This is a genomic window from Novipirellula sp., assembly GCF_041583735.1.
Classification (GTDB): Bacteria; Planctomycetota; Planctomycetia; order Pirellulales; family Pirellulaceae; genus Novipirellula.
Genome location: NZ_JBFHFD010000031.1, coordinates 1 through 18253, shown reverse-complemented (window position 1 = coordinate 18253; position 18253 = coordinate 1). Strand labels below are relative to the sequence as shown.

15 protein-coding genes are annotated in these 18253 nt (G+C 51.0%); all 15 read left to right on the top strand.

Features of this window, described 5'->3' with window-relative positions:
• The 15 genes from rfbH to ABX962_RS04430 all read left to right on the top strand — a co-directional run bounded on the left by rfbH (position 1) and on the right by ABX962_RS04430 (position 18116).
• Positions 1–1497, top strand: a complete 1497-nt coding sequence (gene rfbH, locus ABX962_RS04500; RefSeq protein ID WP_372717025.1) for a lipopolysaccharide biosynthesis protein RfbH — start codon at positions 1–3, stop codon at positions 1495–1497.
• A complete protein-coding gene (locus ABX962_RS04495) occupies positions 1494–2423 on the top strand; it encodes an NAD-dependent epimerase/dehydratase family protein (protein ID WP_372717023.1) in 930 nt (309 codons plus the stop codon). Before rfbH ends, ABX962_RS04495 begins: the two co-directional genes overlap by 4 nt.
• Entirely contained in the window at positions 2420–4135 is a 1716-nt protein-coding gene (locus ABX962_RS04490) for a thiamine pyrophosphate-binding protein (RefSeq protein ID WP_372717021.1), read from the top strand. Before ABX962_RS04495 ends, ABX962_RS04490 begins: the two co-directional genes overlap by 4 nt.
• 52 nt (positions 4136–4187) lie before the next feature.
• A complete protein-coding gene (locus ABX962_RS04485; protein ID WP_372717019.1) occupies positions 4188–5744 on the top strand; it encodes a lipopolysaccharide biosynthesis protein in 1557 nt (518 codons plus the stop codon).
• On the top strand, positions 5741–6961 hold the full coding sequence (locus ABX962_RS04480; protein WP_372717017.1) for an acyltransferase family protein: 1221 nt from the start codon (positions 5741–5743) through the stop codon (positions 6959–6961). The genes ABX962_RS04485 and ABX962_RS04480 overlap by 4 nt, the downstream gene beginning before the upstream one ends.
• Positions 6958–7923 (top strand): glycosyltransferase family 2 protein, encoded by a 966-nt coding sequence (locus ABX962_RS04475; RefSeq protein WP_372717015.1) that lies wholly within the window; start codon positions 6958–6960, stop codon positions 7921–7923. The genes ABX962_RS04480 and ABX962_RS04475 overlap by 4 nt, the downstream gene beginning before the upstream one ends.
• Positions 7924–8034: 111 nt before the next feature.
• On the top strand, positions 8035–9414 hold the full coding sequence (locus ABX962_RS04470) for a hypothetical protein (RefSeq protein ID WP_372717013.1): 1380 nt from the start codon (positions 8035–8037) through the stop codon (positions 9412–9414).
• Positions 9411–10640 carry a glycosyltransferase family 4 protein gene (locus ABX962_RS04465; protein WP_372717011.1) on the top strand — a complete coding sequence of 410 codons (1230 nt, stop codon included), beginning with the start codon at positions 9411–9413 and terminating at the stop codon, positions 10638–10640. The genes ABX962_RS04470 and ABX962_RS04465 overlap by 4 nt, the downstream gene beginning before the upstream one ends.
• A gap of 64 nt (positions 10641–10704) precedes the next feature.
• Positions 10705–11436 (top strand): class I SAM-dependent methyltransferase, encoded by a 732-nt coding sequence (locus ABX962_RS04460; protein WP_372717009.1) that lies wholly within the window; start codon positions 10705–10707, stop codon positions 11434–11436.
• A gap of 2 nt (positions 11437–11438) precedes the next feature.
• A complete protein-coding gene (locus ABX962_RS04455) occupies positions 11439–12635 on the top strand; it encodes a glycosyltransferase (RefSeq protein ID WP_372717008.1) in 1197 nt (398 codons plus the stop codon).
• A 222-nt stretch (positions 12636–12857) separates the two neighbouring features.
• On the top strand, positions 12858–14000 hold the full coding sequence (locus ABX962_RS04450; RefSeq protein ID WP_372717006.1) for a glycosyltransferase family 4 protein: 1143 nt from the start codon (positions 12858–12860) through the stop codon (positions 13998–14000).
• A gap of 16 nt (positions 14001–14016) precedes the next feature.
• Positions 14017–15033 carry a nitroreductase family protein gene (locus ABX962_RS04445; protein WP_372717005.1) on the top strand — a complete coding sequence of 339 codons (1017 nt, stop codon included), beginning with the start codon at positions 14017–14019 and terminating at the stop codon, positions 15031–15033.
• 21 nt (positions 15034–15054) lie between these two features.
• On the top strand, positions 15055–16161 hold the full coding sequence (locus ABX962_RS04440) for a polysaccharide pyruvyl transferase family protein (protein WP_372717003.1): 1107 nt from the start codon (positions 15055–15057) through the stop codon (positions 16159–16161).
• A 62-nt stretch (positions 16162–16223) separates the two neighbouring features.
• Complete coding sequence (locus ABX962_RS04435) at positions 16224–17438, top strand: glycosyltransferase (RefSeq protein WP_372717001.1); 1215 nt, start codon at positions 16224–16226, stop codon at positions 17436–17438.
• A 465-nt stretch (positions 17439–17903) separates the two neighbouring features.
• Entirely contained in the window at positions 17904–18116 is a 213-nt protein-coding gene (locus ABX962_RS04430) for a winged helix-turn-helix domain-containing protein (protein ID WP_372717037.1), read from the top strand.
• Positions 18117–18253 lie beyond the last annotated feature (137 nt).

Here is an 18253-nt window from a genome sequence, read left to right as displayed (position 1 = left end):
ATGACCCCCCAAGCCATCCGTCAACAAATCCTGTCGCTCGCCCGTGAATATTCGCGTACCATGCATCGTGCCAATCGCCCAGGAGACGACCCCCTAACTCCCGAGTTTGTTCCTGGCAAAACCGTTATCCCGTATGCAGGGCGCGTATTCGACGAGGACGAGGTAGAGGCTGCGGTCAACAGCACTCTTGATTTCTGGTTGACATTGGGTCCCGAGGGAGATCGGTTCGAGAATTCGCTCGCAGATTTTCTAGGCGTTCGGAAGTCACTGCTGGTGAATTCGGGATCGAGTGCAAACTTGGTGGCGATGTCGGCATTGACCAGCCACAAACTGCCCGCCGAAAAGCGGATTATGCCAGGCGATGAGGTTATCACTGTCGCCGCGGGTTTTCCGACGACGGTCGCACCGATCATCCAGTGCGGAGCAACAGCTGTCTTTATCGATGCCGACCCAGTAACTGGCAACGCTCGATGCGATCAACTCGAAGACGCTTTCGTGCCCGGCAAGACCAAAGCCGTGATGATGGCCCATGCGCTTGGTAATCCGTTTGATCTGAAAACGACACTTGAATTTTGCCGCGACCATAATCTTTGGTTGATTGAAGATAACTGCGACGCCTTGGGGTGCTCGTACACACTTCCTTCGGAATCCAACCTCCTTTCAAACTATTCCAAAGAGTCGCGGAATCACGACGGAAGTTTGACAAAGTACACGGGCAGCTGGGGCGACCTATCCACCCAAAGCTTTTACCCGCCTCACCATTTGACTTTAGGCGAAGGCGGATCCGTCAACATCGTCAGACAAGCAGCCCTTAAAGTACTTGTTGAAAGCTTCCGCGATTGGGGGCGAGATTGCTGGTGCCCATCGGGCAAAGACAATACCTGCAACAAGAGATTCGCATGGCAACTCGGTGAATTACCCGAAGGGTACGATCACAAGTACATCTACAGCCACCTGGGCTACAACTTAAAGCCACTGGACATTCAAGCCGCCATCGGCAGCAAGCAGCTCGACAAACTACCAAGTTTTATCGAGGCGAGGAAACGCAACTGGCAAACCCTGCGAGCGGGCCTTGCGGAACTGGAAGATGTGATTGAATTTTCTTTGCCAACGCACGCAACCGGTTGGAACTGCGACGGCAGCTTTTCCTGGGACTCAAGCGGATGCCGTACCGAATGTTCCTGGTTCGGATTTAAAATGTCAGTACGTCCTGGTGCATCATTCAACCGAACGGACTTAGCCAGAGCCCTGGACGACGCCCAAATTGGCAATCGCATGCTGTTTGGCGGAAATTTATTGCGACAACCTGCGTTCGTCCAACTACGCAAAGAACGCCCCGAAGCAATCCGAATGATAGGCGACATGGCGGGGGCAGACGAAATCATGAACCGAACTATCTTTATTGGAACCTACCCTGGAATGAGCCGGGCGATGCTGGCGTACATCATTGAGTCAATTCAAGGTTTTGTAGACGGAGTGCCCACTAGGCCGCAATGAAACGTTGCTTCCTAACTGGCGGAACTGGTTTTATTGGCTCCGCAGTAACACAACTGCTGGCAGACGAAGGGACCGAAGTTGGGCTATTCACCCGAAACCGCTCAAAAGCAAGAGAACTTTTTGATTTTCATAACCTGACACTTTTCGACGGTGACCTGCACGACAGCGATGCGTTGACAAACGCGGTAAAAACTTTCAAGCCTGACACGGTAATTCATTTAGGATGGGCTGGAATTACCGGCGTAGATCGTGACGACAACATCCAATTGAAGAATCAGCAAGCAACCATCGATTTGGCCCAAGTCGCGATTCGAACAGGCGTAAAGTCATTTATCGGACTCGGCAGCCAAGCTGAATATGGCCCCAAGCAGGGTGTCATCTCCGAGCATGAGCCATGTAACCCCGTGAGCCTCTACGGTGCCTCCAAACTGGCTAGTCAGTGTTTAACGCAACAACTTTGCCGAATTGGGAATGTGCGATTCGCATGGGTGCGGTTGTTTTCGTGCTTTGGTCCGCGCGACACCCCCAGTTTCATGATCCCCACGGTGATCGAATCATTGCTCAACGGCCACCGACCTTCATTGACGGCGGCCCACCAGATGTGGGACTTTCTATATGTCGATGATGCGGCCCGCGCTATTGCGACCGTTGCAAAAGCTAAAACCAGAGGAGATGCAGGTCAGGGCATTTTCAACTTAGGATCAGGAACTTCCGTTCCACTAAAAGACGTTATCGAACAGTTGCGAGACTTAATCGACGACAATCTGCCACTTGGCTTCGGCGATTTGCCTTACGGCAACAATCAAATCATGCATTTGGAAGCTGACACAACACGACTAAAACAAATTGGCTGGGATCCGGTGACACCACTAAAACAAGGGCTCGCCACGACGATCAACTGGCATCGAGCGAAGAGGGAAGAATGAAGGCAACCGACTACATTGCTCGTTATCTAAGCGAGAAGAAAGTGAGCGCGGTGTTCGAGATGTCCGGCGGGATGATCACACACCTCTTGGACTCGATCCATCAACTTGGCAAGACCAAGATCGTTAGCACACACCATGAACAAGCCGCCGCGTTCGCCGCCGAAGGATACGGACGGATGACTGGAATCCCTGGCGTTGCTATGGCTACCAGCGGGCCCGGTGCTACGAATTTGCTAACTGGAATTGGCAGTTGCTACTTTGATTCTACGCCGGCAGTGTTCATCACTGGCCAAGTGAATCGGCACGAGCAAAAAGGTGATCGCAAAATCCGCCAACTCGGATTTCAAGAAACTGACATCGTTGCAATGGCACGCCCGATCACGAAGGACGCTTTAATGATTCGCGAGTCTGCCGATGTTCCTGAACGGCTGGACTATGCATTTCGTGCGGCTGTCTCGGGCCGGCCCGGCCCCGTTCTAATCGACATTCCAATGGATGTTCAACGCGGTGACATCAACCCCGACTTCGAAGCTAAACCCGACCGGATTGAATCGTTTGAAGGCGACGGAAAATTCATTGACCAGATGATGACAGGGTTGGAAAAGGCGAAGTCACCGCTGGTATTGGCTGGCGGAGGAATACGTTCGGGTCGCTGCGCCGAAGTATTCGACGAATTTATTACCAAACTAGGCGTGCCCGTCGTGCATTCATTGATGGCCGTTGATGTGCTCCCTTTTTCGCATCCGTTGCGAATGGGGATGATTGGAACCTATGGCAATCGTTGGGCCAACATCGCATTGTATAAGTCCGATTTCGTAATCGTTTTGGGCAGCCGTCTGGACGTTCGTCAGACCGGAGCGGACACTAACGCTTTCAGTGACAGAAAGACAATTTTTCACGTCGATTGCGAACCGGGTGAAATGAACAACCGCGTCAAAGGGTGCACGACGTTGGTTGCCGACTTGGCCAGTTTCTTTCGTCTTGCCGCGTCGCAATCAATCGTTCCGATCGCCTGTGACGACTGGATCGCGGAGATTCATGCGTCGCGTGATGAGTGGCCTGACATTGGCGAGCAGCCTGATATCAAAGGAATCAATCCGAATGTGCTGATGCACGCGTTGTCCCATGCTGGCGATGATGTTTCGGCTTATGTTGCTGATGTCGGCCAACACCAAATGTGGGCCGCACAATCGCTGAAACTAAAATCTGGACAACGATTCCTAACTTCAGGAGGTATGGGAGCGATGGGATTCGCGCTTCCGACCGCGTTGGGTGTCGCGATGGGATCTCCCAATCAGCCGTGTGTTGTCGTTGCGGGCGACGGCGGGTTCCAGACAAACATTCAAGACTTGGAGACGATTCGGCGTAACTGCATGCCAATCAAACTGGTTGTTGTGAACAATAAATGTCACGGCATGGTTCGCCAGTTTCAAGAAAGTTATTTCGAGGCACGTTACCAATCAACGATGTGGGGCTACAGTGCTCCGGATTTCGAGAAGGTTGGAACAGCTTACGGCATTGATTCACAGACCGTCACTGACCCGGACAAGCTTGACGCTGCGGTTACCAAAATGATGTCGGATCCTAATCAGCCTGCTCTCTTGCAGGTCATGGTAGATACATATGCAAACGCATACCCCAAAGTCGCATTCGGTCGACCAATCAAAGACATGGAACCCTACGCCACGCCCATCGAAATGGAAAGCACCTGATTGCGGTGTTGAGACTATCGTGCGGATATCGTGATCGAAGTGTTGAGTTAGCTTGTCGGTCGATAAATACATCCTATTCGCTTCTTCCGCACGCTGGTTCAGCCGTGGGATGACGATTCTATTGGGTCTGTTGCTACTGCCAGTCCTGTTTCGCAACTTGCCAAAAGAAGAACTGGGCCTGTGGTTGCTAATTGCGCAAACAGCTTCGCTAATGGGGATACTGGACTTCGGTTTTCAGGAAACCCTGACAAGGCGGATCGCGTTCGCGAAATCGCAAGGTGGGTCTGACCCGAAAACGCCGCTCAACGATCAGTCGCGAGTGGATGTTGCCGATTTGGTTGCGACTGGTGTGCGAGTTTATCGTGTGATCGCATTGCTAACGATTGTAGTTGCCTTCGCGTTCGGCGCGTTCTACTTGGCAGAGAATGCCACTGAGGCGGTTTCCGCGAAAACCCTTTGTTTTGCGTGGGCGATAATTTGTGTCAGTCAAGCGATCACATTCATGACAGCGCCCTGGATCAGTCTACTGTTGGGCGTTGGCTACGTCGGCTGGGAGTCCATTTTGGCTTCGCTGGTGAATGTTGTGACCCTGACGGGACAGATCACACTGGCATTACTTGGTGGGGGCCTAGTCGGGTTGGCCGTCGTATCCGCGCTCGGGGCGTTTGCGCAACGTGCGGTGTTGTTTGGTTTTGCAAGACGCAAACGTCCTGATCTGTTTCAGACACGTGGCAGTTGGGATGGTAGATCACTACGTTCGATGATCCCCTTTGCATTCCGTGCCTGGGTAATGGGAATCGGTTGTTCGATGATTCTGTTCACTGACCAGTTTGTCATCGTGTCCTTGATGGGCGCGGAAGACTTGCCCGCCTATCGGGCCGCATGGGTTCTCGTGCACCACCTAACCAATGTGGCAGTTACGCTTGGCGGTGCCTCCGCGGTATTTGTGAGCCACCTTTGGAAACAAGGGGACTTGGAAGGCGTTCATCGTATCCTTGATCGCAACGTTCGCTTCGGGTGGATCACCATGCTGACAGGTGCAGGCGTTTTGATCTTTGCTAGCGAACCACTGTTCACACTTTGGCTGGGACCAGGCAACTTTGTAGGCTATCTGATTCTACTCGCTTTCATCATAACCCAATTGTTGGAAGTCCAATCGCAGAACATTAGCTACACATCGCGGGCGACTGAAGACGAAGCGTTCGCGTGGTCCACGTTGGTGGCCGGCGCAGTCAAACTGGGACTGTCGATTGAACTGGGGCGACGATACGGGTTAGCCGGAATCGCAGTGGGAACAATGGTCGCACTAGCTTGTACGAATCACATGTACATCCCCTTTCGCGGATTAAGCCGATTGCGATTTTCACGACGTCGTTTCGTCGTCCAAACTATACTGCCCTGTTTCGCATACTTTGCGATCCTGGCTACGATTTTGTACGGAGTCAATACGTTGATCGATGGGTTCTCGCCGTTGGTGGAAGTGCTGGTCACGATGACCATCGCAATGGTAGTGTTCTTGTCCGGGCTATTGATCATGATCCTGGATGAGCCTCAGCGACGGCAGTTTTTGGAACGAATCAAACTGCAACGATTGTGGTCAACAGCGTGAGCGAAGCTGACACAACGTTCATACAACCTGTTAGAGACACTGCCTTAGGGCGGATGTTGTCTATTGACGCCCTGCGTGGTTTGGCAGCACTGATGGTTTTGGTGTACCACGCCAGATCTAGCATGTGGGTTGGAATTGGCAGCACATACAGCGAGTACGGTTTGAGTTTGAATCCCAACGCGTGGTTGGGCTATTTTTCGCTCCCATTCAGCTATGGCGGACTGGGCGTCACCCTGTTTTTCGTTCTCTCGGGCTACTGCATCCATCGACGAGGCGCGAAGTTGTTGGCACAGTCTCGAGCGAGTGATCTGAATTGGAACTCGTTTGCAATTCGTCGTTTCTGGAGAATCTACCCAACATACTTTTGTGCGTTGTTACTGACAGTGACGATAGACTATTGGATAGTATCAACGTACGGCGTTAATCCAGGTCAAGACAATTCACTGCTTGCCTTCGGTGTGAGCCTGTTGACGCTGCAGGGATTTGTAGCCCCGTTTTATGGCAGTAACGGCGTTTTCTGGACGCTGGCGATGGAGATTCACCTGTACGCGGCATATCCGCTGCTGTTCTACCTGTCCCAGCGTATCGGTCCGAATCGCGTATTGTTGATAACACTGTTTGTTTCGTTTGGTTACACCGTCGGGCAGATAACAACTGGTTTCGAGGAGTATTTGCCACATCGATTTCAGCGTGGCCCAATCTTCTTGCCGTATTGGTTCACGTGGACCATCGGCTTTTATTTGGCTGAAGTGGAGGCTGAGCGGGCAAAAGGATTGTCCAACAAAACTTGGGCAGTGCTGGTTTTCGTCTCTCTTCCAATCGGATTGGTTTTAACCACAAGCAACCAATATCTGTTAGCCGAGATATTTTGTGCCGTTGCCTTCGCGGGACTGATCCAAGGAAGTTTGACTGTTCGTGGAGAACAGATTTGGCGTTGGTTCGGCGGGCAACTGTTTGCTGCGGTTGGCGTATTCAGCTATTCGCTCTACGCAGTCCATGCGCCATTGTTGGTCGCCTATCACTCCCTGATATCGCCCAGCGAACCGACCCGTAAATTTGGAACATTGTGGCCAGCTATTGGTGGTGTCGCCCTGGTGATCCCCATTGCATACTTCTTTTTCAGGACGGTCGAGGCCTGGAGTATTTGGAAAGCAGCAACTGCGGGTTTGACCAAGGCGGACGAAGTCGTGACGTCAAGCAACACAAACATTCAATGAAACTTAGCATCTGCACACCAACGTGGAATCGCGAAAGCTTCTTGCGTTTATCACTGAAGCAGACTCTACTGCAGATCGATGCTGATCAGCTTTGGGATCGTGTGGAAGTTTGCATAAGCGACAACGGATCTACCGACAACACTGTAGAGACGATCGAAATATTGAAGGTCCAGCACCCTAGGGTTCAGATTCAACAGAATCGCTTCCAAACGAACCAAGGCTACTCCAAGAACATGGATGCAGCCATCCGTTCTGCCAACGGTGAATACGTCTTTCTGAATGGGGATGATGATACATTCCGTGCCGCCGGGGTTCGCGATCTTCTGCAACAGTGTGAATGGATTACGCAGTCGGTCGTATTCGTTAACAATCTTCGTAATGGTAATGGGTCACTGGATCAAAGCACGTTGGATGCAAACGAAAGCCTTGATTTTCCAAATGTTACGACAGCACTTCTCGCGATTGGCCCCTTTCATCCTACATTTATTGGAAACTTCATTCTGCGTAGACAGGCGTACTTGGACCACTTTGACGAACGATTGATCAAATCGATTTATCCGCATACCGCGATCGTGTTTGAAATTCTTCGAGACTCGCAGGTCAACTTTCGTAATTTCACCTGCATCAATGTCGATGACAGTGATCGGCATATTGGCGACTGTTCTGCTAGAGGAACAGCCGTTGACGCGGCACGTGTGCAAACCGAGGGACATTTATTGACCCTCGATAACAAGGCGACGGTGTTTCAGTTTTATAAGCTGTTCTTGCGAAGCGTTCCACGAGCAATTTTGAATCAGCGTACGGGCAAGTGCCCCAAGGCTGGCGGCAGGTACGCAAGTCTTAGCTTCGGCAATTTGTGTAACGTTTATCGCGGTTCACGATTGGCCCAAATCGTTGTTGTCAATCTATGGCTTATAGCCAGTTTCGCCCCTAAGTCGTTACTTCGGCGGGTTCTCAAGTGAGGATTGCGGTTCAGAATCGTGATTTGTTTAGGATTCCTGGACTGCGAAAGTTCGTAAACGATAAGCGAGGTATCAGGCTGATTCCCATCGAAAACAAACTCACGAACCACCATGGCTGACGACTTTCTGTTTTGGTTTTTTTGGGCGGGATCGACTGGGCTCTGCCTGCTGAATCTTTTGGATGGTTGGCGTAATCCGGCGAAAATGCTGACTTGGCCATTCTTAAGCAGCCTGATTTGCCTGTATTTCTACGGGTACATGGCGGCGAGTGCCTTTCTGCAGCTCAATTACGCCTTTAAAACCAGCGATGCAATCATTGGCCAATTGCTGGTGCTTTGTTGTCTGATTGGAATTAACGTTGGGTGGAAGGCGGGAATGTGCAGCGTAGTAGACACCAAGCCCCAGCAGAACTACTCATTGCGCAAAGTTTGGGTAATCGGAATATGCCTAATGCTGCTTGCAACTTCGGTTCACTTTTCCTTTCACGGTTTTGCGTTGAAGTCACGCGCCGGTTTGAATTTCCGGGATAACTCTGCGTACTGGTACATGTTCTTTTGGGTTGGGTATCCAGGTTTAAGCATGGCTATTTGGGCGATGTGCAAAATGAATCGGATGGAACGCCGACCGTTGTTTGCGATTTCGATAATGGTGTTTTTTGCATTTATCTTTCCTCATGTGGTCATGGCACGTCGCGGACCGTTATTTCCTGCCGTGATCATTTTCTTGTTCATCCCGTCGATCACGCTTCGCAAAAAGCCGAATCCGGTTGTGCTGACAACCGGATTGATCGTAGCTGGCTTAGCGATGCTAACGTTCGTCCAGGCTCGCTCGTTTTTGCACAACGACAAGGGATGGTTTGATGCTCTGACAACGATCAATGTACGTGAGGTCGTTACGACGAAGGCTAATCAGCTTGGCGATAACGAGTATGTCAATCACGTCTATTTTGTGGGGACATTAAACAAGACAGGAAAGTACCAGTACGGGACAGGGCATCTGTCGCTTCTTCTGCACTGGATTCCACGGCAAGTTTGGCCCAGTAAGCCATCTCTCGGGCAAGGCTTCTTCTACGACGGGCAATTATTTCGTGACTTGAATCGACACGCGGGATACGGAGCCTTTGGCGGTGGCGCCGCTGCGGGTGGATTTGCCGATTCCTTCTTGCAGTATGGCTACGCAACTCCACTGTTTTGGCTGTTGCTGGGCTACCATTTTGGACGTCGATATTCGGCTGCGATTTCGAATCGTGCGCCTCAGTATTTGTTTTCTTACGTCGCGATTCTTTGCTCCAGCCACTGGCTGTTAAGTCAGGGAGTGGCTGCAGCCTTCGTACCATGCATTATCTTCATTTTTGTGCCAATTGTCGTCTTGCGGTTTGCGCAAATTGATTTGACATCGAGCGAAGTGGAGTGGCTAGAAGAAGCCTCAGATGAAGCAGGGCCCGAATTGCAAGTACAGCAATCGCCTTTGTCAACGGGTGATACGTTGTGAATACTGTAGGCAATCAAATTGACGCTAAAGACAGTGTTTTGGTGATGTTTCACCGTATTGGCCCCTATCACCTGGCGCGGTTGCGTGGCGCTGCAGCGGCAGTGCCTGACAAGACAATCATTGGTTTGGAAGGGGCGGACGGCGATGAAATCTACGCTTGGGATGCGGTTGAATCTGCCGGAATTCGAAAGGTGACTGCGTTCCAAGGAATCGATTCGGGCAAGATGTCACGCAATGATCTGCTGGTGCGATTTCGCGACGTGTTCCGCCAGGAATCTCCGATTGCTCTGTTTATCCTTGGATGGACGCATTTAGGGATCGCGGGGCTAATTGCAGCAAAAGAGCAAAGCATCCCTGTGGTGTTGATGTCAGAAAGTTCAGCACGCGATTTTTATCGCAATCCGATCAAGGAGTGGATCAAGCGAAGAGTACTGCGAGGCTGTAGTGCGGGATTAGTTGGCGCTGAGTCGCATCGAGATTACTTGATCAGTCTTGGTTTGAAGAAAGAGCAAATTGCGACTGGGTACGATGCCGTCGACAATGACTACTTCGCTAACGAGGCCGACAGGCACCGTCGCGCCGCCGAGTCTTTTAAGAAACAGTACCAAATTGAACGCCCGTTCTTTCTGGCGTCCAACCGATTCATCCCCAAAAAAAACATTGACACACTTTATCGCGCGTATGCGCAGTACCACGCTGAAGCCGGAAGCGATGCTTGGGACCTGGTCTGTCTGGGCGACGGCGAGCTGAAAGAAGAATTGAATCAACTACGTCGCGACCTAAACATGCAGTCGAATATACACACCCCTGGTTTTATACAGTACAAGGAACTGCCACGCTTCTACGCGATGGCTGAGTGTTTTGTGCACGTCAGTTTTCGCGAGCAATGGGGCCTTGTCGTCAACGAAGCGATGGCTTGCGGGCTGCCAGTCATGGTCTCGGAGCCATGTGGTTCCGCAGAATTGATAGACCAGGGAAAGAACGGTTGGATTATCGATCCGGACAGCGAGGATTCGATCTCAGACTGCATGTTGGAGATCACAAACATGACAAAAGCACAGCGCGAACAGATGGGGCAATTCAGTCGCACCACGATTGCAGGGTTTGGTTTGGAACAATTCGGGGCTGGTTTTTCACAGGCTCTAACGGTCGCATTGAGTGTACCGCCAAAAAGACCGTCTATGCTAGACCGACTTACATGGCGTTTCGCATTGTCGCGGCTTTAGTACGCCGCACGTACTTCAATATCCACTAGGCCAGCCTAAGGCTGCTAAGCAGTGAAGTTATTTCATGAGCATCAGAGATAGTTTTTACCCCGAGGCGAAATTCGGCGGGTTCACTGATGTGGATGGAACGATCGCATTCTTTGGACGCATCAATGCACTCCTGAAGCCAGAGGATATTGTCCTGGATGTTGGTTGTGGGCGCGGCGCCTACGGTGAAGACAAGGTGCAATTCCGTCGTTCTTTAGCTGTCTTGAAAGGAAAAGTCGCGAAGGTGATTGGGATCGATGTCGATACTGGCGCGAAAGTGAATCCGTATTTAGACGAGTTCGTCTTAATTGATGGTGACACATGGTCTGTCGAGAGTGACTCAGTCGACTTAATCGTATGCGATTGCGTGGTTGAACACGTGCAGAACCCTGATCAACTGTTCTCTGAGTTCCATCGGGTGCTGAAAAACGGTGGCAAGGTTTGCATTCGGACGCCGAATCGTTGGAGCTACATCTCGATTGCCGCGACGCTGATTCCAAATCGATATCACACAAAAGTGACCTCGACTGTCCAAGAAGGACGTAAGGACGAAGACGTCTTTCCGACCGTGTACAAGTGCAATAGCGTTCGGCGAATGCGAAACATCATGAAGAAGCACGGGTTTGATGGCGTCGTCTACAGCTATGAAGCCGAACCCGCGTACTTGTCGTTTTCGTCCATTGCATTCTTCTTTGGTGTATTGCATCAACGTTTTGCACCGCAAATATTGAAGCCGACGATCTTCGCCTATGCAACGGTAAAGAAATAGACGTGCCTTCCTTGAATTCGAATCAACGTGTGCTGCTGATCAGTTCCAACTCTAGCGGACGTGGTGGGGGTGAGCGTTATCTGGTCCACCTTGCCGAAGCACTTGGACAACTGAAGGTCGATGTGCACGCACTTCTGTCGGACGTGGAATACATGGACGACTGGGAGAGCGGGCTTTCAGAGGCTAATGCAGAAGTGCATCGTCTGCCGTTGAAGGGGCTCGTTCACCGAAAGCTCCGGTTCGTTCAGTCGATCTATGCCAAGGCACAGCAGAAGCAAATTTCGGCGAAGTGTGTGGAGATTGCGCCGACTGCGATTCTGGTGAATCAGCAGTACGACGAAGATGGCTTGGATTACATCATGGGGGCATTGGACGCAAAGGTTTGTCCCGTTGCGGGCGTGATTCACATGCCAATGACCCAGCACAAAAATGACCGGCCGATGGGCCGAGTGCGTGGTGTTATCCTAAGGCGATGGTACAACCGATACCCGTACAAAATCGTATTGAGCAGCGTTGGTGGCGAAGCAGAGTTTTCCAATTACTACGGATCACACCTAAATACGTCGATAGTTGTCAGTGGTGTTCCACTGGAACAAAAGCAGATCGACAGAATCGACGCAATGCAGCGATTGCAGGACCCTTGGATCACAGCGTCTATGAGTGCCCCGCGACTGCCTGTCGTTGGTACAGCGTGCCAGTTCGTACCGCAAAAAAACTTGGACCTCTTAGTCGACGGTTGGTTGCAATCAACCGGATCCGGAATCAAGTCGCGGTTGTTGCTGATCGGAGATGGACCTGAACGCGAACGGATCGAACAACGCTTGTCAGGCGTCGACGCTTCGCTTTGGCATACGACAGGCTGGACGGACAAGTACGCCGACTACTTAGCACAATTGGATGTCTTCCTGATGACCAGTCACTTCGAAGGACTGCCACTGACGCTAATTGAAGTCGCCGGCATGGGGATTCCCTGTATTTTGGTTGACTTCAATGGTGCCGACGAAGTGGCACGCCAAGCTTGGTGGGTAAAAGTTGTAGTGGACCGAGACGCAAAGACGCTTGGAGCAGCGATCCAGGAAACAATCTGCAGTCTCGGCAAACAAAAGGCCAGTGAAAACGAATTGGCGACGTTTGTCGCGGCGTTCTCGCCGTTGCGAATGGCGCGTGAGTACCTGGATCTGTTTGCGGATAAACCGTAAATTCCGGACAGATGGATCGATCGACCGCACAGAGTGATATTCGCAAGGCTATTGCACGCGTGACTTGCAGGAAAGATAAAACAGTCTTGGCTATGTGTAACTGGTGGTTGTAAGCGGCTATATGAAACTAATTCTTAATTACTGATAATGAGACCAGGAACAGCGACACCTCGAGTAATTGTCTGCCAACACGGCTCTCGCCACCGCTATGCGATTCCACGAATGTTGGAGCAGGAAGGTATGCTGGTGGCGCTGTATACGGACTCGTCAGCGCACAGTCATTTAGGGACGGTGTCAAAGATTTTTGGCCGCCTATTGCCCGAATCGATCCAGCGGCTTTCACGGCGCATCGTCAAAGGAGTCCCTAAGCAAAAAATCGTTTCCTTTGACTATCCTGCGCTGCGTAAGATGGTCGTTCGATCGAAAGGGCCGTCTGTTCTACATGTTGATAAACAGTACGGCGATTGGGCCGCTGAAAGGATGATTCGTCGCGGGGCAGCGGATGCGACGCACGTCTATTCGATGAATCGATCCGGTTTGGAGTTTGTCAAGTTTGCTAAGACCAAAGGCTGCAAAAGCGTAATCGATATCTTCATTAGTCCGTCCACTGAACGCGTCATGCGGGAAGAGAGCGAAAACTTTCCTGACTGGGGTGCCACGTTCAAGGATGCTGAATACGAACTTGGGATGGAATTGTGGAAGAAGACAGCAGAAACTGGCGATCTGTTGTTATGTCCGTCCGAGTGGGTTGCAAAAGGAATTCGCGAAGTATCGCCTGAATCAAGTGGCAAAATACGAATTGTCCCCTACGGCTGTTCGATTAACTACCAAGGCCGTCGCAATTCACCTGTTCCTGGTCGAGTACTTTTCGCTGGCGGAGATGCGCTGCGAAAAGGCTTGCACTATTTGGCTCAGGCCGCATCGGTACTGGAAGAAGATATCCCCAATCTGGATATTCGCGTCGCTGGCGGACTGCCACCGGAGGTGCTAAATCATCCTGTCGCAAAAAGCCTAAACTTCCTTGGGAAGCTCACGTCAGAGCAAATGAAAGAGGAGTACCTGTCGGCTGATATGTTTGTCTTGCCGTCGCTCTCCGAAGGATTTGCTGGTGTGGTTGCTGAAGCGATCGGCGCGGGGTGTCCTGTTGTTGTCACAAATGAATCTGGTAGCCCGATCGTTCACGAGCGCGAAGGCCTTATCGTTCCGTCAGCAAACGTAGATGCATTGGCAGACGCGATTCGCATGCTCATCACCGACCGGCAGCTACGTGATGAATGCTCGAAAAACTGTATCCAGCAGATTCCTTTCTATGCCGAAGACGCTTGGAAGCGTAGATTGATCGACGCTATCCACTCGATTGGCTGAATCAGGATTTGCAAACATGAATAGAACACAGAAACTGCGTAAGGCGATGCCATGGCTTTACAAACTTTACTTGTGGATTCAGCGTGGGCCGATGCACGAAGTCAACTTGATCAAAGTCGCTTGTTCAGACTATTGGCGATATCGAAAGTACTCATTCCGCGACAAGACATCGTCGGTTGACTTGGATAATCTGACATCGGTGATCATCAAGTATGCGCACTCGATCGAAAAAGGGTTTTCGATGCCCGAGTTCCGACCGGGATTCGGACGATCCGTCCTGGAAGCCCTGATTGTGCAGATGGCGAAATACGACTCCCAAGGATACGATCATCAGACGCTGGCCTATCAGAAGGCACAGTCAGTACTCGCTGAATACATTTCTTGCCATAAAGCGATCGACTACGACCTGGGAGAGTTTCGCGATGTGCTGATGCCTTGGGTCGATGAGTCCAGCGGCGTCGGTGGATATACTGAAATTAATGGCAATGAAATGCTTGCCAGTGCAGCGGGTGATTTCGCCGCGTGTGCGATCAGTCGGCGCAGTGTGCGTAACTATCGCGACAAACGCGTCAATATGGATGACATTCGCGATGCCGTAAGGATCGCACGCCAGACCCCTTCTGCATGTAATCGGCAGTGTTGGCATACCTACATCATCAGGGACCCTGAAATGCGAGCAAACGTCTTAGCGTTACAGAACGGAAACCGAGGCTTTGGACATTGCGCAGACTTTGTCGCTGTGATCACAGCAGACATGAAAGGTTTCGCGGGGGCTGGCGAGCGACATGGGACTTACATCGACGGCGGACTTTATGCGATGTCGCTCATGTATGCGTTGCACTACAAAGGCATTGGCACATGCCCTTTAAATTGGATGGTCCTGCCGTCCGTCGACAAAAAGCTGCGCCAACTGCTTCGCTTAAGCCCGTCCGAAAACACGATTATGATGATCTCGGGCGGCTTGATCCTAGACCACTTTCGAGTGGCTAAATCAGCCCGTAAAAGTATCGATGACCAATTGACAATACTTTAGATTTCCTCAAGCCCACTATCAGTGACAAAAGTTGACGCGATGCGAATTGGTATCCTGACATTGATGCACGGCTACAACTACGGCGGCGTTCTGCAATGTTACGGTGTGAAACGAGCACTAGAGTGCCAAGGTCATAATGTTGAAGTCATTGATTTCCATCCTCGACCGGGATGGAGAAAAGCCCGTCACATCGCCGGCTACCTCGGTAGTGTAGGAGAGCGACTGGCCGTCGATCTGATTTCCGCAAAAAAGTATGGCAAACAAATCCATCGGTCATTCCAAGACTTTCGTCGTAACCGGCTGAATCTTTCGCCACCGTGTAATTCCACCGCCGATTTGCAGCGATTGATGCAGCGTTACGATGCGATGGTAGTCGGCAGTGATCAAGTGTGGAATCTCGACTGGGCGATTCCAGAGTACTTCTTCAGTTTTGCCAACGACTACCAGGGCAAGTTGTTCAGCTATGCGGCCTGCTTTGGGCATCGCAAGCAAAGCAGCGAGGTACTGGAAGCGGCAGGCAGTTGGCTAACACGCTTCGACGCAATTTCAGTCCGTAACGGCATGTCGCAAAGCATCGTCAAGAATGCCAGCAAACGTGATTCCATGATTGTCGCCGACCCAACTTTGTTGGTGTCGTTTGATGACATGGTAGAGGCACCCGAATTACCTTTTGACGATTACATCTTATTGTACGCGCTGTCAAATGCACGTTACCATGACGCGATCGATCACCTGAAGGCGATCGCGACAAAAAAGGATTTGCCGATTGTTGCGGTGCAATCAGACGTACTGCAGAACTGGGATATGTCCGCCGCCGATTACTGTGTGAAGAACCCGAGTGTAGAGCAATGGCTTGGCCTATTTCAAAATGCTTGTTTCGTGCTGACAGATTCTTTTCACGGAACACTGTTTTCGATTAAGAATCACGTGCCATTTCTGAACTACATCGGCACCGCGACCAGTTCCGAACGGGTTGCATATGTAGCGCAGCGGTACGGTCTAGCCAACGGCTACTATCCACCCGATCAGTACGATCACGCCAGCGTGATCGACTTTAACTCGATCGATCGACAGATTCAAATTCACATTGATGAATCGTACAAGTTCATTCAGCAGATGAACGCTTAAAGTCTTTGCGGCTCCGTGCTTTGTCCATCGCCACCTCGCTCTAGTCTGTACAGACCACGTCAATGGCTTCGCTTCGCATAACACATGTCACGAAAACACTGGACTCGGCTGCTGGCGGTGTGCCTGTTGTTGCGATACGTCTTGCTGCAGCCGCTGCCGAAGTAGGCCATCAGGTAACGTTAGTCGCTGAGGAACCATCCGCATCACTAGCGTATGAACGGACTGCGATTCATGGTTTTGATACGGTCAACGTTCAGTTTTGCGAACCAGTATCGATAAAAGGGATTTTTTCAGATCCTCCGCCTGGAGATGCTTTGGTCAAAGCGGTCACTTCTTCCGACGTAGTCCATATGCACGGCGTTTGGGATCCGGTTTTGGTTCGCGCCGGTCGAATTGCTCGACAGCAAAGTGTGCCCTATTTGGTTGCACCTCATGGGATGTTGGACCCGTGGAGTCTGCAGCAGGCACGCGTCAAAAAGCGTATCGCGATGGCAACCACACATCGTTCGCTGCTTGCCGGTGCTGCATTGATGCACGCATTGAATGCAACGGAAGCCGAGCTTTGGGGACCGCTGAAACTAAACTCGCCAACAACGGTCATTCCTAACGGGATTGACCTTCGAGATTTGCCTGTCGCCGATCCGCAACGCGTGAAAGCGATGCGAGAACGGTTCGGGATTAAAGGCAGGAAGGTCATATTGTTCCTTGGGCGTCTGCACTACAAGAAAGGGCTTGATGTCTTGGCGGCAGCATTTCTAAAAGTTGCTAGAAAACACGACGATGTGTCACTGTTGGTCGTTGGTCCGGACGGTGGAGCACGGGGCGAGTTCGAATCCGAGATTGTGAAATCCCAGCTTCACGAACGCGTTCATATCGTTGGACCGCTATTTGGTGCAGATAAGTATGACGCATTGTGGCTGGCAGACCTCTTCTGCTTGCCGAGTCGTCAAGAAGGATTCAGTATTGCGATTCTGGAAGCAATCGCCTGCGGATTGCCTGTCGTGATCAGTCAACATTGTCATTTTGATGCAGTTCGAGATGCGGATTTGGGGCGAGTTTGTGATTTAGACGCAGATAAGATTGCAGCAGGGTTATGCGAGATGCTACAAAGTGACTTGACAATGAAACCGATCCTCGAAAGAGGTCCCCAGTGGGTGGAAGATCACTTTTCCTGGAAACAAGCTGGCGCACTTCTATTACAGCACTACGAACGTTGCCTACGTGACTCACCGCATAGTAACGATTCAGCTAAACGAATTCTGCAACGCAGGTTTTGATCGGGGAACCAGTCGGCTGCGTGAAGTCATGTGGCTGGTTATTCGACCGTTGCTTTTTCAACTATCCGTTCCCTTGCGGGCCAAATTCGGGGTGGCGCATTGCGCATGTTTGATGTTAGCGTCGGCGTAGGGTGGTCATTCGTGCTGGTAATTGCATCTCTTTTTTCCTGACGTGTCACTATTATTGAGCACTGCGTCAGCAGAATGACATGATTTGCTTTGCGTGTAATGGAGGGTTAATCCTCATTCTACGGGAGATGATATCATTCGTCCTATTGGCAGTGCGATTGAATTGGAGAATCGACGCAAGGATACGGTGCGTCGAATTCGTGCCGGCGAACGTGTACCGATGTGGCAAATAATCTCGGCGTGAGCAGAGTCACGGTCAGCAAATGGAAGAAAACTGCGATTAATGGTTGCCTCAGAGTACTCAACGCGGTACCACAGCATGTTCCTCAGTCGCGAATGTCCGGTGAACAGAAACGACAACAAAAAAAGATTTTGATCGGTGGCGCGATGGCACGAGGCTATCCAACGGATATTTGGACCTGTGATCGGATTGCCCATGTTGCACTCGAGGAGTTTGGGATCAGCTACAACTCTGCACATTTGGGACGAATCCTTCATAAGATGGGATACTCTTGCCAAAAGCCCACCAGTCATTCACGCGAACACTAGGCTCTGTCTGAAAACCATGTTGCCCGTTATTTCGTACGAATGAGAGGTAAGTTAGTTCGAACGAAAGGGAGGAGGTAATCATGGTGGGGCGGCATTGCTTAACCGACGATCAATGGGAACTAATTGCGGATCTAGTG